Source organism: Sagittula sp. MA-2 (assembly GCF_030126985.1).
In the GTDB taxonomy this organism is placed as follows: Bacteria; Pseudomonadota; Alphaproteobacteria; order Rhodobacterales; family Rhodobacteraceae; genus Sagittula.
The window spans coordinates 1,513,169-1,533,387 of the sequence record NZ_CP126145.1 but is presented as its reverse complement, the minus strand read 5'-3'; the positions used below and the strand labels follow the sequence as shown (position 1 = coordinate 1,533,387).

19 protein-coding genes and 1 tRNA gene are annotated in these 20,219 nt (G+C 66.1%); 14 read left to right on the top strand and 6 right to left on the bottom strand.

What is annotated here, in order from left to right:
- Positions 1-75 precede the first annotated feature (75 nt).
- The 4 genes from glnA to QNI11_RS07660 all read left to right on the top strand — a co-directional run bounded on the left by glnA (position 76) and on the right by QNI11_RS07660 (position 4,300).
- The gene (gene glnA / locus QNI11_RS07675) at positions 76-1,482 is read left to right on the top strand and encodes a type I glutamate--ammonia ligase (RefSeq protein WP_100927099.1); all 1,407 of its coding nucleotides are present in this window, start codon (positions 76-78) and stop codon (positions 1,480-1,482) included.
- A gap of 324 nt (positions 1,483-1,806) precedes the next feature.
- On the top strand, positions 1,807-2,460 hold the full coding sequence (locus QNI11_RS07670) for a hypothetical protein (protein WP_283982956.1): 654 nt from the start codon (positions 1,807-1,809) through the stop codon (positions 2,458-2,460).
- Between the two features lie 68 nt (positions 2,461-2,528).
- Positions 2,529-3,344 (top strand): lytic transglycosylase domain-containing protein, encoded by an 816-nt coding sequence (locus tag QNI11_RS07665; protein WP_283982955.1) that lies wholly within the window; start codon positions 2,529-2,531, stop codon positions 3,342-3,344.
- Positions 3,345-3,517: 173 nt separating this feature from the next.
- On the top strand, positions 3,518-4,300 hold the full coding sequence (locus QNI11_RS07660; RefSeq protein ID WP_283982954.1) for a hypothetical protein: 783 nt from the start codon (positions 3,518-3,520) through the stop codon (positions 4,298-4,300).
- 257 nt (positions 4,301-4,557) lie between these two features.
- On the opposite strand, the gene QNI11_RS07655 is transcribed toward QNI11_RS07660, so the two are convergent.
- On the bottom strand, positions 4,558-5,301 hold the full coding sequence (locus QNI11_RS07655; RefSeq protein WP_283982953.1) for a DUF3445 domain-containing protein: 744 nt from the start codon (positions 5,299-5,301) through the stop codon (positions 4,558-4,560).
- Between the two features lie 207 nt (positions 5,302-5,508).
- A tRNA-Leu gene (locus QNI11_RS07650) sits at positions 5,509-5,595 on the bottom strand.
- A 287-nt stretch (positions 5,596-5,882) separates the two neighbouring features.
- On the opposite strand from QNI11_RS07650, the gene lipB reads away from it, so the two are divergent.
- Positions 5,883-6,554 carry a lipoyl(octanoyl) transferase LipB gene (gene lipB / locus QNI11_RS07645; RefSeq protein ID WP_283982952.1) on the top strand — a complete coding sequence of 224 codons (672 nt, stop codon included), beginning with the start codon at positions 5,883-5,885 and terminating at the stop codon, positions 6,552-6,554.
- A gap of 25 nt (positions 6,555-6,579) precedes the next feature.
- Here lipB and QNI11_RS07640 read toward each other — a convergent pair whose 3' ends face one another.
- Positions 6,580-6,795 (bottom strand): hypothetical protein, encoded by a 216-nt coding sequence (locus tag QNI11_RS07640; protein ID WP_254698265.1) that lies wholly within the window; start codon positions 6,793-6,795, stop codon positions 6,580-6,582.
- Positions 6,796-7,416: 621 nt separating this feature from the next.
- Here QNI11_RS07640 and ctaD point away from each other — a divergent pair.
- The 4 genes from ctaD to QNI11_RS07620 all read left to right on the top strand — a co-directional run bounded on the left by ctaD (position 7,417) and on the right by QNI11_RS07620 (position 11,417).
- Positions 7,417-9,090: a cytochrome c oxidase subunit I gene (gene ctaD, locus QNI11_RS07635; protein ID WP_100927104.1), complete on the top strand. Its 1,674-nt coding sequence runs from the start codon at positions 7,417-7,419 to the stop codon at positions 9,088-9,090.
- Between the two features lie 221 nt (positions 9,091-9,311).
- On the top strand, positions 9,312-9,830 hold the full coding sequence (locus tag QNI11_RS07630; RefSeq protein ID WP_283982951.1) for a hypothetical protein: 519 nt from the start codon (positions 9,312-9,314) through the stop codon (positions 9,828-9,830).
- A gap of 104 nt (positions 9,831-9,934) precedes the next feature.
- Positions 9,935-10,429, top strand: a complete 495-nt coding sequence (locus tag QNI11_RS07625; protein WP_283982950.1) for a DUF2244 domain-containing protein — start codon at positions 9,935-9,937, stop codon at positions 10,427-10,429.
- Between the two features lies 1 nt (position 10,430).
- Positions 10,431-11,417: a hypothetical protein gene (locus tag QNI11_RS07620; RefSeq protein ID WP_283982949.1), complete on the top strand. Its 987-nt coding sequence runs from the start codon at positions 10,431-10,433 to the stop codon at positions 11,415-11,417.
- Between the two features lie 400 nt (positions 11,418-11,817).
- On the opposite strand, the gene QNI11_RS07615 is transcribed toward QNI11_RS07620, so the two are convergent.
- Entirely contained in the window at positions 11,818-12,279 is a 462-nt protein-coding gene (locus QNI11_RS07615; RefSeq protein ID WP_100927108.1) for a GatB/YqeY domain-containing protein, read from the bottom strand.
- A gap of 187 nt (positions 12,280-12,466) precedes the next feature.
- Between QNI11_RS07615 and carA the strand changes: the two genes are divergently transcribed.
- Both carA and QNI11_RS07605 read left to right on the top strand, forming a co-directional pair.
- The gene (gene carA, locus QNI11_RS07610; protein WP_100927109.1) at positions 12,467-13,618 is read left to right on the top strand and encodes a glutamine-hydrolyzing carbamoyl-phosphate synthase small subunit; all 1,152 of its coding nucleotides are present in this window, start codon (positions 12,467-12,469) and stop codon (positions 13,616-13,618) included.
- A gap of 345 nt (positions 13,619-13,963) precedes the next feature.
- Positions 13,964-15,856, top strand: coding sequence for a glycosyltransferase (locus QNI11_RS07605; RefSeq protein WP_283982948.1), 1,893 nt, complete (start codon positions 13,964-13,966; stop codon positions 15,854-15,856).
- Between the two features lie 6 nt (positions 15,857-15,862).
- On the opposite strand, the gene QNI11_RS07600 is transcribed toward QNI11_RS07605, so the two are convergent.
- Positions 15,863-16,513 carry a GntR family transcriptional regulator gene (locus QNI11_RS07600; RefSeq protein ID WP_100927111.1) on the bottom strand — a complete coding sequence of 217 codons (651 nt, stop codon included), beginning with the start codon at positions 16,511-16,513 and terminating at the stop codon, positions 15,863-15,865.
- A 100-nt stretch (positions 16,514-16,613) separates the two neighbouring features.
- On the opposite strand from QNI11_RS07600, the gene QNI11_RS07595 reads away from it, so the two are divergent.
- From QNI11_RS07595 to QNI11_RS07585, 3 genes are all read left to right on the top strand, one after another.
- Positions 16,614-17,267 (top strand): pyrimidine 5'-nucleotidase, encoded by a 654-nt coding sequence (locus QNI11_RS07595; protein ID WP_100927112.1) that lies wholly within the window; start codon positions 16,614-16,616, stop codon positions 17,265-17,267.
- A gap of 116 nt (positions 17,268-17,383) precedes the next feature.
- The gene (locus tag QNI11_RS07590) at positions 17,384-17,590 is read left to right on the top strand and encodes a hypothetical protein (protein WP_283982947.1); all 207 of its coding nucleotides are present in this window, start codon (positions 17,384-17,386) and stop codon (positions 17,588-17,590) included.
- 63 nt (positions 17,591-17,653) lie between these two features.
- Entirely contained in the window at positions 17,654-18,847 is a 1,194-nt protein-coding gene (locus QNI11_RS07585) for a UbiH/UbiF family hydroxylase (RefSeq protein WP_283982946.1), read from the top strand.
- A gap of 97 nt (positions 18,848-18,944) precedes the next feature.
- Here the strand turns inward: QNI11_RS07585 and QNI11_RS07580 are convergent, their stop codons facing one another.
- Positions 18,945-20,072 carry an aminotransferase class V-fold PLP-dependent enzyme gene (locus QNI11_RS07580; protein ID WP_283982945.1) on the bottom strand — a complete coding sequence of 376 codons (1,128 nt, stop codon included), beginning with the start codon at positions 20,070-20,072 and terminating at the stop codon, positions 18,945-18,947.
- Positions 20,073-20,219 lie beyond the last annotated feature (147 nt).

The window sequence follows — 20,219 nt, the reverse complement described above, 5'->3', positions numbered from 1 at the left end:
GACCTCACGGGGTCGCGCCCGCGCGCGGCGCCCCTGCAAACAAAATCCAATTCTGACAGAGAAGGACACTACAGAATGAGCAACGCTGACGTTCTCAAGCTGATCAAGGACGAGGAAGTTGCCTACGTCGACATCCGCTTCACCGATCCGCGCGGCAAGCTGCAGCACGTGACCGTGATGAGCGACCTGGTTGACGAGGACTTCCTTGAAGAAGGCTTCATGTTCGACGGTTCCTCCATCGCCGGCTGGAAGTCGATCGAAGCCTCCGACATGAAGCTGATGCCCGACCCGGAGTCGGTCTACATCGACCCGTTCTATGCCGAGAAGACGCTCTGCATCCACTGCTCCGTCGTCGAGCCCGACACCGGCGAAGCCTACAACCGCGACCCGCGCGGCACCGCGCAGCTGGCCGAGGCTTACCTGAAGTCCTCCGGCATCGGTGACGTCGCCTACTTCGGCCCCGAGGCCGAGTTCTTCCTGTTCGACGACGTCAAGATCGCCGTCACCCCGAACAAGGTGTCCTACGAGGTCGACGCCGACCACGCCGCATGGAACACCGACGCCGAGTTCGAGATGGGCAACCTGGGCCACCGTCCGACCTACAAGGGCGGCTACTTCCCGGTGAACCCGGCCGACGACGGCCAGGACATCCGCTCCGAGATGCTCTCGACCATGAAGCGCCTCGGCATGAAGGTCGACAAGCACCACCACGAAGTGGCGACCTCGCAGCACGAGCTGGGCCTCGTCTTCTCCTCGCTGACCAAGCAGGCCGACGAACTCCAGAAGTACAAGTACGTCATCCACAACGTGGCACAGGCCTACGGCCGTTCGGCAACCTTCATGCCGAAGCCGATCAAGGGCGACAACGGCTCGGGCATGCACGTCAACATGTCGATCTGGAAGGACGGCAAGCCGCTCTTCGCGGGCGACAAGTACGCCGACCTCTCCGACGAGGCGCTGTACTTCATCGGCGGCATCCTGAAGCACGCCAAGGCGCTCAACGCCTTCACCAACCCGTCGACCAACTCCTACAAGCGTCTGGTCCCGGGCTACGAGGCCCCCGTTCTGCGCGCCTACTCCGCCTCCAACCGGTCGGGCTGCGTGCGTATTCCGTGGACCCAGTCGCCGAAGGCAAAGCGCGTCGAGGCCCGCTTCCCCGACCCGTCGTCCAACCCCTACCTCTGCTTCGCGGCCCTGCTGATGGCCGGCCTCGACGGGATCACCAACAAGATCCATCCGGGCGAAGCCATGGACAAGAACCTCTACGACCTGCCGCCGGAAGAGCTGGCCGGCATCCCGACCGTCTGCGGCTCGCTGCGCGAGGCCCTGACGGAGCTGGAAGCCGACATGGACTTCCTGCTGGCCGGCGACGTGTTCACCAAGGACCAGATCGAAGGCTACATCGAGCTGAAGATGGAAGAGCTGGAAATGTACGAAATGACGCCGCACCCGGTGGAATTCGCACTGTACTACTCCTGCTGATCCAGCCGGACGGCACGCATTTTCCTGGACGGGCTCCGCGTTTTCGCGGGGCCCGTTTCCGTTGACGCAAAGTCACGTCAAGACAGGTTTTTCAGGGCGCTCGGAAACAAACCGTTTCCGAAGCTTGGTTTTCATGTCGAAAATATGGCATTTGCCGGGGTTTGCGGCGGTATCGCCACATTTGAACGTGAATAAGACCACATTTGCACAACTATGACGGACTGTGGCGGTTTCGCCCAAATACCCCAAGATAAGGTCCAGATTCTTGCAAAGACGGCGGCAAGACTGCCCCTACAAACAAAGAAAAACCGGGGAAAAATCACCATGACCGCAATCGCCACGTTCGTCTTCGAAGGCCGCCCGTCCGTCGCCCTGCCGCGTATGGCAGACGTGCTGAAACCGCACCTGCGTGCCGAAGGCCTCCGGGTCGATGACGTTTCCCTTAACGGCCTGCGCATGGTCGCACCGGGCCTCGCGCTGTCGCTCTCCATGGCGCACAGGGCCGAAGAGACGGTCGTCACCCTCGCGCTCGATCTCGGCGAGGCAGACGCCTCCGCCCGCATGGCCGAACTCGCCTACCGCTTCGCCCGCGCGTTCGAGGTCACATCCGTCATCTGGCAGAACACGAAGACGGCCATCCCGCGCGCCGCCTTCCTCGCAGGTCTCGATACCGCTTTCGCCCCGGTGCCCGTGGCCCCCCGCCGGATCGTGGCCCGCCGCGCCGTCACGATGCGCCCCAGTCAGGTCCGCGACACCGACCGCCGCTACGATGCCCATGTCGCCGCGTTCGAGGCCCACATGCGCGACGCCTTCCTCCGCGGCGCAACCCCGGGCGAAATCGCGGGCGAGCGTAGCCGCATGCATGGGCATGTCTCCGCCGCCGGCACCGTCATGGAAAACCCCGCCCTGCGTGTCGCTTCCCTCATCGTCACCGTGACCACGCTTGTGGTCTCCGGTGGCTTCTCCGGCATGATCTGACGAACGACCCTTGGCGCGCGGAATTCGAATGCTAGTCTCCGTCTAACTGTACTTATCCGGAGAAACCGATGCGCCGTATCGTCCACGCAGCCCTGCTGTCCCTTCTCGCAGCCTCTCCCGCCTTCGCGGCGAGCTGCATCACCGACCAGGGCTCCTTCGGCGCCTACAAGGCCGCATTCGCCCAGCAGGCCGCATCCCGCGGCGTGGGCCAGCGCGGCCTTCAGGCGCTGCAGGGCGCGAAACTGTCCTCGATCACTTGGAAGTTCGAATCGCGTCCCGCCAGCCAGACCGGCGTTTCCTACTCCGACCCGGCGACCTTCCTCGCCAAGCGCACCGGCGGCTCCGCGCAGAACTTCGTCAACGCTGCGCGCTCGCGGATGAACAAGAACGCCAACCTGTTCAACGCTGTCGAGCGCCAGTACGGCGTGCCCGGCAGCGTGCTTGCAGTGATCTGGGGGCTGGAGACATCGTGGGGCGGCTACCTCGGCAAGACCTCGATCGTGGACGGCGCCGTGACACTGTCCTCCTACTGCCGCCGCCACCCGCGATTCGAGCCCCACGCCGAAGCGGCGCTGATGATGGTCGACCGCGGCATGATCTCTGCAAACACGCAGGGCGGCCCCTCGGGTGAACTCGGCCACATGCAGTTCCTCGCCGGCAACTGGATGCGCTACGGCGTCGACGCCAACGGCGACGGCCGGGCCGATCCCTACAATGCCGCCGACGCCCTTGCCTCTGCTGCCAACCTGCTGCGGCAGAACGGCTGGAAGGCGGGCCAGCCCTTCGGCGAAGGCACCGCGAACTTCCGCGCGCTTTCCGCGTGGAACGACAGCGGCAATTACCAGCGCGCCATTGCTTACGCCGCTCAGGCCGTCGGCAACTGACTGCGTTCGGCCCCGGGCGAATCTGTAAACTTAAGGTTGATATGACACTCAATTTTCTCGTCTAAATTGACAAGAAAGTTGCTTCATTTCGCCCAAATCGGACCACGATCTGCAGGCACACATTGGTTAACGCGGCGCGCCGAAGCGCCGCGAATAAACCTAAGGAGCCCGCCATGAGCAGTGCCGAGTATCCGTACGCAGGTCTGATTCTTCCTGATGCCGCCGATCTCGATCCGGCGCCCTACGTCGAAAGCGCAGCCCGCGTGCTGGCCCGCCTCGACCCGGCGCCGGGCGCAAAACCCCACCGTTCCGCCCATGCCAACAAGGTCTTCGGACGCCGCTACGGCATTAACGTGATCGCCGAAGAACAAAGCGATTACGGCCCGCGCGTCGTGCTCGAGGTCATCACCGCCGACGGCGAGCCGCTCGACGACGAGAAGGCCGCGCGCATCCTGTCGGACACGGTGCTGACCGCGCTCGATCATTCCTCCGCCGATATCCTCGAATGGTATTCGCCGGACGTGCTGCTGGACCGCGACGACTTCATCCGCCTGCGGTCCTACGTGTCGCCCCGCCGGATGCCGGAAGTCGACGCCGAGATGGAGAACGAGCTCTTCGAGCACGAGAACCTGAACAGCCGCATCAGCAAGAGCCCGTACGCCACGTCAAAGCCCGAACCGGTCGAAATGCGTCCGAGCACCGCAGAGCGCCTAGCGCCCTACAAGGTGAAGCTTGAAGCGCAGGAGCCCGCCAAACGCCGGCTGTCCGTCGCGGGTTACCTGATGACCGGCGTTCTGGGCATCGTCTACTTCCCGGCGGCGGTCTTCGTCTACATCGTCAGCCTGCGGGGCATGGACTTCCGCCTTGCGTCGCAGACGCTTGCGGTGACGTGCCTATTCGCCGTCCTTCACAACACGAACCGGCTGGACGGTGTGATGGGTGCCCTCGTGAATTGACGGGTTGCCGGTTGCGGCGACGCTCCGGCATGCACCTGACTACGTGTTTGCGGCAGACGTCGCTTTTGACACCTCAAACGCCCGGCGTCGCGCCGGGCGTTTCGCGTTCCGGACCGGTTATGCCCTGAAACGCCAATTTCCGTGCACCAATCGCTCAATCTCTCCGAAGATCCAGCATCCTTTGGGCGCCAATACTGCGCGATCCCCCCGAAACCTTGCACGAAACGCCGTCGCCTGTGCCTTGCCAGCCAATTCGCTCAGGTAGCTGGCACAGCCCCGCCAGCCCGCCGGGCCACGACATACGTGTGGATGGAGAACACCACCGCGCCGGTCTTTGGCAGGCGCACGAGGCATTGCCGTTCGCTGCGGGTGAAGGGGGCCGTCTCTTGGTCCACGTGCGGACGCCGCGCCTGTTCCGAGCGCGGCTGGAACAGCGTCGGATCGTCGTAATGCAGCAGGTTGTAGCGCCAAAGCGGCCGACCCGCCTGCACTCCGTCGAACAGCCGCTGAACCCGGGCGGCCAGCCCGTCGTCATAGACCTCGACCGGCGCATGTATCCCCACCAACGGCCTGAGGAATTTCTCTGCCAGAAGCCAGCTTGCCGGGAAACACAGCACCGCGCCGGTCAGCACATGCACGCCGTCGCGAGGCTCCATGAGGCACAGGTCTTCCTGCACGATATGCCCCAGCGTGCCCAGCGGATCGGCCCTGTCGATCTCCACCACGCGCCCGTCCGGACAGGCGACGCGCAGACCTTCTGACACGAACCCCTCCGGCAGATGCGCAAGCACCGTGTCCAGCAATTCAGCCGCCGCCGCATGAGCGTCCGGGTCCAGCCTCAGCACCTCGCTCCGCCGCTCTGACAGAAGCCGCACCCGCTCGGCCATCTGTCCGGCATAGGCCTCGTCCACGTGCAGCCAGTCGGCCATCTCGAACGGGGCGACGCCCGGCAGACGGCGCGGTGTCAGGACATCGTAGGGAATGCGGGTCTGCAGGATCATGCCGACATTTAAGGTCAGCCCCGCTGACCAGTCCACCCCGAACACAGCTGAACAGAGAAAACGGACGCCCCTTCGGCGCGCCCCCGATCCCGCGGACCCGCACGGCCCGAACGCTTGCGATCCGCATGCTATGCCGCGCCAGAACCCGCCCTGATGTGGTTGGGGCGGCAACAAAAAAACGCCCCCTGAGCGGGGGCGTTTTTTGAATGGTGCGGTCGAGAAGACTCGAACTTCCACGGGAGTTACCCCACAGCGACCTCAACGCTGCGCGTCTACCAATTCCGCCACGACCGCACTGTCTAGGCTTGGTGACGCGCCTCTTAGCGAAGCCCGCCGGCAATGTGAAGAGGAAAATTGCATTGCCGTGCCGACAGTTTGCGGGAGGGTCGGGAACGCCCCGGGCCATGTGGCACAGGATGTGCCTAGCCCGCCTGGCCGAAAGCCGATCAAGGCAGCACCGAAGTCCCCGCGTTGCGCTTTGCTCCCATTCGCATTACCTCCGGTGGCGCAGGCAGGCGGCCCGGTCCGCCGCCGCGGCGATGCACATCAGGGAGGCGGGGCTCGGACGTCCCGGCGGGCGCATGGTGGAATGGAAGATCAGTGACGGCCTGACATCCTACGAGGAGGCGCTTGCCTTCATGGAGGCCCGCGCCGATGCCATCGCCCGTGGCGAGGCCGGTGAATGCGTCTGGCTGCTCGAACATCCGCCGCTCTACACCGCCGGCACATCGGCGAAACGCGAAGACCTGAAGGACCCCGACCGCTTCCCCGTCCACGACACGCGGCGCGGCGGGCAGTACACCTATCACGGCCCCGGCCAGCGGGTGGTCTACGTGATGCTCGACGTGGGCAAGCGCGGCAAGGACGTGCGCCGCTTCGTGCAGGATCTGGAGAACTGGGTGATCGCCACGCTCGACACCTTCAACCTGCGCGGCCACATCCGCGACGGCCGTGTCGGCGTCTGGATCGAGCGGCCCGACCGACCCGCCCTGCCCGACGGGCGCATGGCCGAGGACAAGGTCGCGGCCATCGGCATCCGCCTGCGCAAGTGGGTGAGCTTTCACGGCATCTCGATCAACGTCGAGCCGGACCTGAGCCATTTCGACGGCATCACGCCCTGCGGAATCACCGATTACGGGGTGACGAGCCTTGTCGATCTGGGCCTGCCGGTGACGATGGACGACCTCGACGTGGCGTTGAGGGAGACCTTCGAGCAGGTCTTCGGCCCGCTGCCTGCGCAGGTCTCGGCCTGACGTCCCCCGGGGGACGCTGGACGCCTCAGATAACCGCGCGGCCGCGGAAGACGTGCGGCACGATCTCGTCCCGCGTCAGGCCCATCGCCGCAAGATCCGCGTCGGACTTGGCGCGCAGGGCCGCGATGGTCGCGGTGCGCTGGCGATAGCGCCGGTCGAACGGCGTTTCGAACATCCGGGCGAGGCGCTGGCGCAGCGTGCTGCCGGTGGTGTGAACGGACATCATATCGATAGCAGTCATGGTAGCCTCCTCCTCACAAACGGTGCACGGGCAATTTTGTTGCGTGGCCGTAGTACAAAAATAGGCACTTCCGCCCGGACCGACAGTCAGGAATGCCTGACCCGCCCCGGTTCCACGTCAGCAAACGCCGCCCCGCAGGGTGTCGCACAGGCCCCTAACAGGGTCTTAAGGCGGCAGCGGGCGGCGCATGTTTTCCCCGCGCCGTCGCCGGTGCGCATCCGCACGACGCCCGGCCGCTCCGGACCAATCGCCGACCGACACCCCCCCCGGAAATAGAAAACAACGCCAATGACTTGCGCGGCGCATTTCGCGCGGCCCCAAGGCATCTTGGCAGCCAGGAAGACACCCGCCGCCCCGTCGCGAACGATTCGCCTGTGGCCGCCACACCACAGCAGAAGCCCTATCCAGAACGCCCGATCTTCAAGCGTCCGTGACAATCACCGTCAAGCACCGCCCCTGCTTCAACGAGGTGCGACAAAAAGTTTGATCGAGATCAAATCGCCGCATGGACGCAGTCGCGGACACATTCTAAAAAACGGGACAGAACACCGGACGCACGGAAAGATTCTTGCCAGGAGTCTTTTCGGGCGTCCCTGCATGGAAACGCTAGGGAGGCAGACAATGGCAGACGCCGCCATTCATGGCCACGAGCATGAAGACAACCGGGGGTTCTTCACCCGTTGGTTCATGTCGACCAACCACAAGGACATCGGGATCCTTTACCTGATCGTGTCGGCCTTCGCCGGCCTGATCTCCGTCATCTTCACCGTCTACATGCGCATGGAGCTCATGGAGCCGGGCGTTCAGTTCATGTGCATGGAAGGCGCACGCCTGTTCCCGACCGCGATCGAGAACTGCACGCCGAACGGGCACCTCTGGAACGTGATGATCACCGCCCACGGCATCCTGATGATGTTCTTCGTCGTCATCCCGGCGCTGTTCGGCGGTTTCGGCAACTACTTCATGCCGCTGCAGATCGGCGCGCCGGACATGGCGTTCCCGCGGATGAACAACCTGTCGTTCTGGCTCTATGTCGCGGGCACCACGCTTGCGGTCTGCTCGGTCTTCTCGCCGGGCGGCAACGGCCAGCTCGGTTCGGGCATCGGCTGGGTCCTCTACCCGCCGCTCTCGACGACCGAAGGGGGCTTCTCCACCGACCTCGCGATCTTCGCGGTGCACGTCTCCGGTGCGTCCTCGATCCTCGGTGCGATCAACATGATCACCACCTTCCTGAACATGCGCGCCCCGGGCATGACGCTCTTCAAGGTGCCGCTGTTCTCCTGGTCGATCTTCGTCACCTCCTGGCTGATCCTGCTGTCCCTGCCCGTCCTGGCCGGCGCGATCACCATGTTGCTGACCGACCGGAACTTCGGGACGACCTTCTTCGATCCGGCTGGCGGCGGTGACCCGATCCTGTACCAGCACATCCTGTGGTTCTTCGGCCACCCGGAAGTGTACATCGTGATTCTGCCGGGCTTCGGCATCATCTCCCACGTCATCGCGACCTTCTCGCGCAAGCCGGTCTTCGGTTACCTGCCGATGGTCTGGGCGATCATCGCAATCGGCGCGCTCGGCTTCGTCGTGTGGGCGCACCACATGTACACCGTCGGCATGTCGCTGTCGCAGCAGTCCTACTTCATGCTGGCAACGATGGTCATCGCGGTTCCGACAGGGGTGAAGGTCTTCTCGTGGATCGCAACCATGTGGGGCGGCTCGCTCGACATGAAGGCACCGATGCTCTGGGCCTTCGGCTTCCTGTTCCTCTTCACCGTCGGCGGCGTGACCGGCGTGGTGCTGAGCCAGGCAGGCGTCGACCGCGCCTACCACGACACCTACTACGTGGTGGCACACTTCCACTACGTGATGTCGCTGGGCGCCGTCTTCGCGATCTTCGCGGGCATGTACTTCTACCTGCCGAAGATGTCGGGCCGGATGTACTCCGAACCGATGGCCAAGCTGCACTTCTGGATGATGTTCATCGGTGCGAACCTGACCTTCTTCCCGCAGCACTTCCTCGGCCGTCAGGGCATGCCGCGCCGCTACATCGACTACCCGGAGGCCTTCGCCACCTGGAACATGGTATCGTCGATCGGTGCGTTCATCTCCTTCGCCTCGTTCCTGCTGTTCTTCTTCATCATCTTCCACGCGCTCACACGTGGCGCGCGGGTGACGCAGAACAACCCGTGGAACGAATGGGCCGACACGCTGGAGTGGACCCTGCCCTCTCCGCCGCCGGAGCACACCTTCGAGCAGCTCCCGAAGCAGGAAGACTGGGATAAGGGCCACGCGCACTGAGCGCCGCTCTGAAAGACAACCGGAAGGCCCCGCGACACGCTCGCGGGGCCTTTTGATTTCCGCCGTCCGGACGGGACGCGGCCAATCCCGCCAGCGCACTCTCCGCCCGGCGGCCACTGGCACGAAGGCCACACACCGACCGGCGCATGTGCTCCGGGCCTTTCTCCGGTCAGGGCGCCCGCTATCTTCCTGTCTCTCCCCCTCCGCAGCCGGAGCCCCCGTTGTCCTACATCGTCCTCCTGATCGTCACGGCCCTGCCGTTTGCCGCCTTCCTCAGGCGCCCGGGCTGGCCGCCGATCCTCCTGCTGTCCATCCCGTTCTCATGGGCGCTCTATGCCGGATGGCTGCACGCGATGACCGAGATCCCGGCCCTGCGCGACACCTCCCTGCATGACACCTTCTCCACCATCCCGCTGCCCCGGCTCTTCGCCCGCGTGGCGCTGACCTTCGCGATCTTCCCGGCGGTCTACTTCGTGATCGACTTCCTTCGCGCGCTGCGCTTCGGACGCAACATGGCGCTCTGCGTGCTGACCCAGCACGGCATCCTCTCGGCGGTGGAGTTCGGGGCTCTGCACGTCCGCGGCGTGATGCCCGACGCCGAAGAGTTGCCGGCCATGTTCTGGACGCTCGAGGTGCAGCAGGCATTGACCGCAATCGCCGGTCTGGCGCTCCTGGTCTTCGCCGCGCTGACGCTGGGGCAGATCGTCCTCCGGATCGTGCGCGGGCCCGCCCGGGCATGACCGCACCGCCCGCTGCCCTGCATCTGCGCGAAACGGTCGCAACCTCCCGGAAACACGACAGCTTCCCGCTTTGCGGACGCCATGTGGCACGTTATAGGACTGACATGCCGTACCACTGGACGACCCCCCCGCGCGCGCACGTACAGGAGATGCAGCTCTGGCCGCACAACTCCCTGTCGCCCAGGGGCTTCGCCGCCATGGTGCTGGGCTTCTTCCTCGCCGCCTCGATCCCGCTCTACGGCGTCCTCGGCACGCTGGTGCTCTGGGGGCTCCTGCCGTTCATGCTGGCCGCCACCGCCGCGCTCTACTACGCGCTGCGCCGCAACCTCCGCGACCGCCGCATCCTCGAGGTGCTCACCCTCTCCCACGACACCACCAGCCTCGTGCGCACCGATCCGCGCGGCGACTCCCTGTCGTGGGATGCCAATACCTTCTGGGTCACCGTCTCCCTGCACGAGACCGGCGGCCCGGTTCCCAACTACGTCACCCTCAAGGGCAGCGGGCGCGAGGTCGAGATCGGCGCTTTCCTGTCCGAGGACGAACGCAAGGCGCTCTACACCGACCTGCTGACCGCCGTCCGCCGCGCGAAGGAGAGCTGAGATGGCCCAGGCCCCCGCAACACCCAAATGGCACCGCGCCGCCCTCTCGCTGGCCGCCCGCGCCGGGCGCGACGACATCGCCGACCGGCTGACCCCCGTCCCGTCCGAGGCCGCGGCCCTCGCCCTGCGCCACGCGCTCCGGACCCGGGTGCCTGCCATGCGCCGGCAGGTGATCTTCCTCATTCCGCTGGTCGGGCCGGAGCAGGTTGGCGACTGGCGCGCGGTGAACATCCGCCTGCGCGCCACGCTGCTATGCATGATCGCGCAGGACGATCCGCACTGGCAGGCGATTGTCTGCTGCCAGGAACGGCCGCTCCTGCCCGACGACCGCCGCATCCACTTCCTGCCGTTTGACGACCCGACCCCGGGCAACGACAAGTGGCGCAAGCTGGCCGCCCTCTACGGTCAGCTCGACCGGCTGGACACCGGCCCCTCCTACGTCATGAGCTTCGACGCCGACGACCTGATGCGGCAGGGCATGGTGCGCGAGATGCTGCGCCGGCAGGCCCCGGGCGGCTACCTCGTGCAGCAGGGGCTGGTGATGGACGACGCCACCGGGGTGATCGCCCTCGCCGATGCGCCGACCCTGCGCGAACCGATGCGCAAACCCTTCTGGAAACTCTGCGGCAGCTGCGCGGCGGTGGCCCACGATCCGGACCTGCCGCAATCGGCGGGTTTCCTGCAGGCGATGACCCAGCATGAACACCGCATGTTCCCCTATCTCGCCGCGCTGGCCGGGCACCGGCTGGCACCGCTGTCCTTCCCGGCGGTGCTCTACGTCCTGAACCACGGCGAGAACTTCGGCGCCCGGCGCGGCCGTGTCAGCTTCAAGACGAAGTTCGTCGAACGCTTCCGCATCGACGACCCCGAGGAGCTGGCCCGCATCGCGCAGGGCTTCCCCCTGCCCGAGGAACTGCCGGAAGAGCTGGCCACCATGTCGCCGCCACCGGGACAGTCGGGAACGGACCCGGACGCGCAACCGGTGTAGGGCGGGGCTTCGCGCCGCCTTCCCCCGTTAACCGTTTGCGACGCAGCGTCATTCGGCGCGCGGGCGCAAAGGTTAACAACCGGCCGTTTCGACCCCCCGTACCGGCCGAAAGTGTCCCGCTTTCCGAACGAATTCCCGGCACTGGGAACGGCCCGGTTCCACGCCTTGCGTAAGGCCCGGCCTGCGCCACAAGCCCTGCCCACCGAACGGCCCGGTACCCCGGCGCGCGTTGCGTGAACCGCAGCTATCAGACAGCCGCGACTCGCACACACGTCATCCCAAGGGCCGAACCCAAGCGAAGGACCGACCTCGCCGCACGACCGCAGGGACCGCATATATCAACCGATTTTCAGGGAAGATGACCGCGGCGTTTACCCGTGTAACCAGCCGCGCGCCACTGTCAGGAGGCCAGCCGCGCCTTCACCAGCGGGCCCGCCGCCGCAAAATCCATCTGGCCGGTGTACTTCGACTTCAGCACGCCCATCACCCGGCCCATGTCGCGGATGGATTCGGCGCCGACTTCCGCGACCGCCGCATCGACCGCCGCCGAGACCTCCGCATCGCTCAGCGCGCGCGGCAGGAATTCCTCGATCACCTCGATCTCGGCCATCTCGCGCTCGGCCAGGTCCAGCCGTCCGCCTTCCTCGTAGGTCTTCGCGCTCTCGCGGCGCTGCTTGACCATCTTGCCGAGGATCGCCAGCACTTCGGAGTCGTCCACGCCGTTTTCCTGCCCGTCTGCACGGGCCGCGATGTCGCGATCCTTGATCGCGGCATTGATCAGGCGCAGGGTGGACAGCCGCGCGGCGTCCTTCTCCCGCATCGCCTGTTTGACGGCCACGTTGACTCTTTCGCGCAATTCCATGCCGCAATCCCCGCGGTTATCCACATTCAAGACCCGACCCTATCCCAACCGCCGCGTCGGCGCAACTCCGCCAGATTTGCCCAAGGCCCTGAAATAAAAGGGATTTACATTTTCAGAACGGGCTCTTGACCGCCTCCCGGTGCGGGCTTAGGTTCCGCACGATTTGCCCACAGTCCGGAGTCGCCCCATGCCGAGCCAAAAGCCCGCGCCCACCGCATGCCTCGCCCTAGCCGACGGTACACTTTTTTACGGGCAGGGCTTCGGCGCCACCGGCCAGGTCACCGCCGAGCTGTGCTTCAACACCGCCATGACCGGCTACCAGGAAATCATGACCGATCCGTCCTACGCCGGTCAGGTCGTCACCTTCACCTTCCCGCACGTGGGCAACGTCGGCGTGAACCCCGAGGATGACGAAACCGGCGATCCGGTGGCGGCAGGCATGGTCGTCAAGTGGATGCCCACCGCGCCGTCGAACTGGCGTGCCGCGCAGGGCCTGTCGGAATGGCTCTCGGCCCGTGGCCGCATCGCCATCGGCGGCGTCGACACCCGCCGCCTGACCCGTGCGATCCGCCAGTCCGGCGCGCCGCATGTGGCACTTGCGCACGATCCCGACGGCAACTTCGACATCGCGGCACTGGTCGCGGCGGCCCGCAGTTTCTCCGGGCTCGAGGGGCTCGACCTCGCCAAGGACGTCACCTGCGCGCAATCCTACCGCTGGGACGAAATGCGGTGGGCCTGGCCCGACGGCTACGTCCGCCAGACAGAGGCCCGTCACAAGGTCGTCGCGGTCGATTACGGCGCCAAGCGCAACATCCTGCGCTGCCTCGCCTCTGCCGGCTGCGAAGTGACCGTCCTGCCCGCCACGGCCACCTATGAGGACGTGATGGCGCACTCGCCCGACGGCGTGTTCCTGTCGAACGGCCCCGGCGACCCGGCGGCGACCGGCACCTATGCCGTGCCGATGATCCAGGACCTGCTGAACAAGACCGAGTTGCCGGTGTTCGGCATCTGCCTCGGCCACCAGATGCTGGCGCTGGCGCTGGGGGCACGGACGATCAAGATGAACCACGGCCACCACGGCGCGAACCATCCCGTCAAGGACATGGAGACCGGCAAGGTGGAGATCACCTCCATGAACCACGGCTTTGCGGTGGACAGCCAGACCCTGCCCTCCGGCGTGCTGGAGACGCATGTGTCGCTGTTCGACGGCTCCAACTGCGGCATCCGCGTGGCCGACCGCCCGGTGTTCTCCGTCCAGCACCACCCGGAGGCCAGCCCCGGCCCGCAGGACAGCTTCTACCTGTTCGAACGCTTCGCCGCCTCCATGGCGCGCGCCTGAGGTGTTTCCGGCGGTCCTTGCCGACCGCCTTCCTGACAAAAGGCCCCGACGCCCCCGAGCGCCGGGGCCTTTTCCGTTCGTGTCCGGCGCAATGTCGTCGCCGCAGCGCAAACCGGCATCAATCGCCCGGACGGGGCCCCACGCCCTGCGAGGCTCGGGTTGCCTGAGCCTCCAGGCCAAGCCGGCCGATATTCCGCCCAACCCGTTTCCAACTTGTTAACCAACCTTAAGAAAATCCATTAACGCCTTGCACTAAATAAAAAAATATACGCGTCAGCCCGGCCGTCATTAACCGCTCCTTAAACCCCATGCACGACACTCCCGGCAGGCAAAGCCGGACCCCCCATGACCCAGACCCGCCTATTGTTGACGGACGTCACCCTCGCGCAGGCTCGCGGGCCAAGGGGCCAGCCTGTCAGTCACATCCTCATGGAGGCCGGGACCGTTGCGCCGCGCACCATGCTTGTGGCACTGGCAGAGGCGGCCCGGCTGGATCAGCCCGTGTCCACCGTCGTCATGGCGGAGGCGCTTGCCACCCGGAAGGACGTCCTTCAGGCGCAGGCGCAACACTACGGCGCCATGGCCCTGGATCGCGCGACTTCCCCGCCCGATCCGGCACTGGCGCAGCTCCTGCCCGCCGACTTCTGCCTCAGGCACGGCGTGCTGCCCTGGATCAAGGTCGGCGACACGCTCCTTCTCGCCACAGCGCGCCCCGAACGGTATGACGAACTGCTGCCGCTCCTGCCGCCGGACATCGGGCCGGTGGTCATGGCCCTCGCGACAGAGGCCGACATCCACGACGACATCGCCCAGCGGCACGGCGACGCCTTGGCCACCGCCGCCGAGAACTGGGTCAGGCCGGAGGACAGTTGCCGCGATCTTAACACCTCCAGTCCGGCGACGACCGCGCTGGCGATCCTTGTCAGCCTCGTTTGCCTCTCCATGCTCGCCACCGCTCCGGCGCTGCTGTTTGCCATAGGCCTCGTGCTGGCCCTCGGCTCGTTGATGGTGTCGCAGGGGATGAAGCTCGCCGCGCTCATCGCCGTGCCCCGTCGCCTGGCGCCGCCACGTCACGCCCTGCCCGCCGATCCGCCGGTGGTTTCGATCCTTGTGCCGCTGTTTCATGAACAGGAGATTGCCGGAACGCTCGTCAAACGGCTGTCACGGCTGACCTATCCGAAATCGTTGCTGGACGTGGTGCTCGTGCTGGAGGCGGAAGATACCGTCACCCGCGCGACCATCGAACGCACGGCCCTGCCGCCATGGATCAGGACCGTCGTCGTGCCGCCGGGCCGCATCCGCACGAAGCCGCGGGCCCTGAATTACGCATTTCATTTCACCCGTGGCGCCATCGTCGGCATCTACGACGCCGAAGACGCGCCCGCCCCCGACCAGATCGACCATGTGGTCAGCGCCTTCGACACCGCCGCGCCAGAGGTCGGCTGCCTTCAGGGCATTCTCGACTTCTACAACCCGCGCGCCAACTGGCTGTCGCGCTGTTTCGCCGTCGAATACGCCAGCTGGTTCCGCATCCTGCTTCCCGGGTTCGCCCGCATGGGATTCGCCGTTCCGCTCGGCGGCACAACCGTCTTCTTCCGGCGTGAGGCGTTGGAGGAGGTGCGGGGCTGGGACGCCCACAACGTGACGGAAGACGCGGACCTCGGCATCCGGCTGGCGCGCTACGGCTGGCGGACGGAGATGATCCGCTCCGTCACCCGGGAGGAGGCCAACAACCGCTTCTGGCCGTGGATCAAGCAGCGGTCCCGATGGCTGAAGGGCTACGTCATCACGTGGTGGGTCCATTCGCGCCGCCCGCGCCGGCTGTGGCGTGACCTCGGGCCCAAGCGGTTCTTCGGGATGCAGGCGCTGTTCCTCGGGACGATCCTGCAGTTCGCCTTTGCGCCGGTGCTCTGGTCGTTCTGGCTGATCCTCGCCGGGCTGCCGCACCCGCTGGACCCGTGGATCGGGCGCGGCGGGATCCTGGCGCTGACGGCGGTGTTCCTGACGGCAGAAGGGATGACCCTGCTGGTCGGCATGGCGGCCCTGGCGCGCAGCCCGCACCGGTCGCTGTTCCCATGGGTTCCGACGCTCTTCGCCTATTTCCCGCTTGGCACCGTCGCGATCTACAAGTCGCTGTGGGAGACGCTGCGCAATCCGTTCTTCTGGGACAAGACCCAGCACGGCCATTCCTCGCCCGATGCGCCGGGGGCGGACATCCCGCCCGACACGAAGCTCTGAGCGCCCTCAGGCGCCGAGCGCCTCCTGCGTGTCGAGCTTCAGCCGCGTCACGAATGCCACGGAGATATGGTCGCGCAGCGCCTGGTAGGCCGCATCCTCGTCCCGCCGGGAAATCGCGTCGACGATGGCCTGGTGCTCTGCCATGGCAATCTCGCCCCTTCCCTGCGCCGCCAGCGAGGTGGTGGCCATCAGCGCCATGGACCGGTGCACGAGGTCGAGCTGTTGCACGAGGTAGCGGTTGTGTGAGGCAAGGTGGATCATCTTGTGAAACCGCCGGTTCGCCCGGCTCAGCGCGTTGGGATCGTTCATCAGGGCGCGGTCTTCCTCGACCATCTCGGTGAGGACCTGTATCTCCTCCTCCGTGGCGTGCCGGGCGGCCAGCCGCGCCGCCAGCCCCTCCAGCTCCGTCCGCACGGCGTAAAGCTCTGCCATCTGGTTGTGGTCGAGCGAGGCCACGATCAGCGACCGCCCGTCCCGCGCCAGCAGGCTTTGCGTTTCAAGCCGTTGCAGGGCCTCGCGAATCGGCGTACGCGACACGCCGAATCGATCCGCCAGTTCGCTCTCCACGAGACGGTCCCCGGGCCGGTAGACCCCGGAATCGATGGCGTCGAGGATCAGCGAATACGCGTCCTTCTGGGCGGTCTTGGGTTGGGCCATGGGGCTTCCTTGAAATCTTCCCGGCAAAATAGACCTTTGGGGCGCTAACGTACAAGCAACTTGCTTTGCCTCATTGCCGCAGCAGGGGTAAACTGCCGCAATGGACCGTTTTTCCCGACTGCGCACCTGGGTCTTCGACCTCGACAACACGCTCTACCCGCCCGCGATGCGGCTCTTCGACCAGATCGAGGCGAAGATGACCGCTTTCGTGATGGAGGCCCTGTCGGTCTCTCACAAGGCCGCCGACGAATTGCGCCACCGCTACTGGATGGACCACGGCACGACGCTGGCCGGGCTGATGACCCACCACGGCGTCGATCCGGAGCGTTACCTGACGGAGGTGCACGACATCTCCTTCGACGCGCTGACACCCGATCCGCACCTCGCCGAACTGATCGGCCAGTTGCCGGGACGGCGGGTGGTCTACACAAACGGCAGCGCGCCCTACGCCGCGCAGGTGCTGAAGGCGCGCGGGCTGGAACATGCCTTCGACGCGATCTACGGCGTGGAGGATGCGGACTACCTGCCAAAGCCGCACGCCGATGCCTTTGCGAAGATCTTTGCCAAGGAGGAATTCGATCCGGCCGAGGCGGTGATGTTCGAGGACGACCCGAGAAACCTCGCCGTGCCGCACGGTCTCGGCATGGTGACAGTGCACGTCGCCCCCGAGGCTGCGCCAGCGGACCACATCCATCATCACACCGACGATCTGACCGGGTTTCTCGACCGCGTGAAGAAGCACACGCGGCGGTGATCCCGCTGCGGGCCGTGGCGCCCGCAGCCGCGCGATCCGTCACATGCGGCATTTCGCACGTATGCCTTGCCCGTCAAACGTATATGTCACGCAGGACAATTGCAGGAGACCCGCCCATGACCACCCAAGACGCCGCCCTGTCCCAAGACGCCGCCAGGACCCCTGCCCGCGTCGAGACACTGATCCTGATGTGCGTGGCGCTTTTCGTGGCGCTTACCGCGCTTGCCACCTGGACCTGGGGCCTTCCGGCGCTGGCCATGATCGCGCTGGCACTGGTGCCGGTGATGTACGTCGTCCTGATCCTGATCTCGGTCGGCAGATAACCCATCACGTCGCATGGCGATCTGCCCTTGCGCGCCCTAGGTTTCGGCGCAAGGAGAGTGTCCATGGATTACGACATCACGATCTCGGGCGGCGGCATCGCGGGACTGACCGCGGCCGCCGCCTTTGCACAGGCCGGTTTCTCGACGCTGGTGGTCGACCCGGCCCCCCCGGTGACAGAGCGCGAGGCCGAAGGCTCCGACCTGCGCACCACCGCCTTCCTGCAACCGGCGCAAAGCTTCCTTGACGAGATCGGCCTCTGGTCGCGGCTCGCCGGTCACGCCATGCCGCTGCAGACAATGCGCATCGTCGACGCAGGGGGCGCGGCGCCGGAGCCGCGCGTGGTCAAGGACTTCGACGCCGGCGACATTTCCGACAAGCCCTTCGGATGGAACCTGCCCAACTGGCTGCTGCGGCGTGAAATGGCGGCGCGGCTCGGTGAACTGGCGCAGGTCGACTTCCGTCCCGGCACCGCCACGACCGGTCTCTTCACCCGCGAGGGCGAGGCGCGCGTCTCGCTCTCCGACGGCAGCCGCATCCGCACGCGGCTGGTGATCGCAGCCGACGGGCGCAATTCGCCGATGCGGCAGGCGGCGGGGATCGGCGTTCGCACCACGCGCTTCGGGCAGAAGGCGCTGGCCTTCGCCGTGACCCACCCGATCCCGCACGGCAACGTCTCGACCGAGGTGCATCGCAGCGGCGGGCCCTTCACGCTGGTGCCGCTGCCGGATTTCGAAGGCCGCCCCTCCTCTGCCATTGTCTGGATGGACGACGGCCCGAAGTCCGAAAAGCGCATGACGCTCGACAAGGCGGCGTTCGAAGCGGAGATGTCGGAACGGTCCTGCCACCTGTTCGGGCCGCTGGAGCTGGCCTCGCGCCGCAGCATCTGGCCGATCATCGCGCAGGAGGCCGAGCATCTGTCCGGCCAGCGCCTCGCGCTTGTCGCCGAAGCCGCTCATGTGGTGCCGCCCATCGGCGCGCAGGGGCTGAACATGAGCCTGCGCGATCTGGTCACGCTGCGCGACCTTGCCGTGGCACATCCCGACCGGCTGGGAGATGCGGAGATGCTCGACACCTACCACCGCCGCCGGATCACCGATATCCGGGCACGCGTCGCGGGGATCACCGCTCTGAACCGGATCTCGCAGATGTCGTCGCAACCGCTGCGCGACCTGCGGGCCAGGGGGCTCGACGCGCTCTACGGCCTGAAACCGGTGCGCACATCGCTGATGAAGATGGGGCTCGGCGCGGGCGGCTGACGCGCCCCCCCTTCATCTTGGTGAAAAATACCTCGGGGGAGCCGCTCCGCAGGAGCGGCGGGGGCAGCGCCCCCACCCTCCTCGAACGGAAAACCGCTCAGAACACCGCGTCGACGACGCGCTTCAGCCGCGCCACCGTGCCATCCACGTCATAGAGCTTGTCGAGGCCGAACAGCCCGATCCGGAAGGTCGAGAACTCCGGACCCTCGTCCACGGCCAGAGGCACGCCCGCGGCGATCTGCATGCCTTGCGCGGCAAAGGCCTTGCCCGACTTCACATCCGGGTCGGAGGTGTAGAACACCGCGACACCCGGCGCGGCAAACCCTACTGCCGCGACCGATTTCACACCCTTCTCGGCGAAAAGGTCCCGCACCGCGTTCCCCAGCGCCCATTGCGCCTCCTTCAGGCGGGTGAAGCCGTAGGCCTTGGTCTCTGCCATGGCGTCGCGGAAGGCGCGCAGGCCGTCGGTCGGCATGGTGGCATGGTAAGCGTGGCCGCCGTCCTCGTAGGCCATCATGATCTGGCGCCACTTCTTCAGGTCCACGGCGAAACTGTCGGAGGTCGTCTCCTCCAGCCGGGCCACCGCGCGTTCGGACATCATCACGAGGCCCGCGCAGGGCGTCGCCGACCAGCCCTTCTGCGGAGCCGAGACCAGCACGTCCACGCCGCAGTCCTTCATGTCGACCCAGACGCAGCCCGAGGCGATGCAGTCCAGCACCATCAGCGCGCCCACGTCATGCGCCGCCGCCGCCATGCGCCGGATGTAGTCGTCGGGCAGGATCATCCCGGCCGAGGTCTCCACGTGCGGGGCGAAGACGATGCCGGGTTTCGTTTCGGCGATCCTGGCTTCCACTTCCTCGATCGGCGCGGGCGAGAACGGCGCGTCGGTGGCGTTGCCGGGGCGGCGGGCCTTCAGCACCGTGGTCTCGCCGCCGAACTTGCCGGCCTCGAAGATCTGCGACCAGCGGTAAGAGAACCAGCCGTTGCGCACCACCAGAACGTCGGTGCCCTGGCCGAACTGGCGGGCCACCGCCTCCATCCCGTAGGTGCCGCCGCCGGGGACAAGCGCCACCGCATCGGCGTTGTAGACTTCGCGCAGCATGCCCGAGATGTCGCGCATCACCTGCTGGAACGCCGCCGACATGTGGTTCAGCGAACGGTCGGTGAAGACCACCGAAAACTCCTCGAGCCCCTCCGGGTCGATGTTGTCGAGCAAAGCAGCCATATATCCCTCCAAAGGTCGTTGCCCCGGACCTACCGCAGCGCGCGCCGCTTGGCAAAACAACCTTTGGTCCCGGTGGTCGTGTCGCAGATGCCTCAGTGTCATTGCTGCGTCAACAAAGGGATTCACGAACCCTGAGAACCTGTTAAA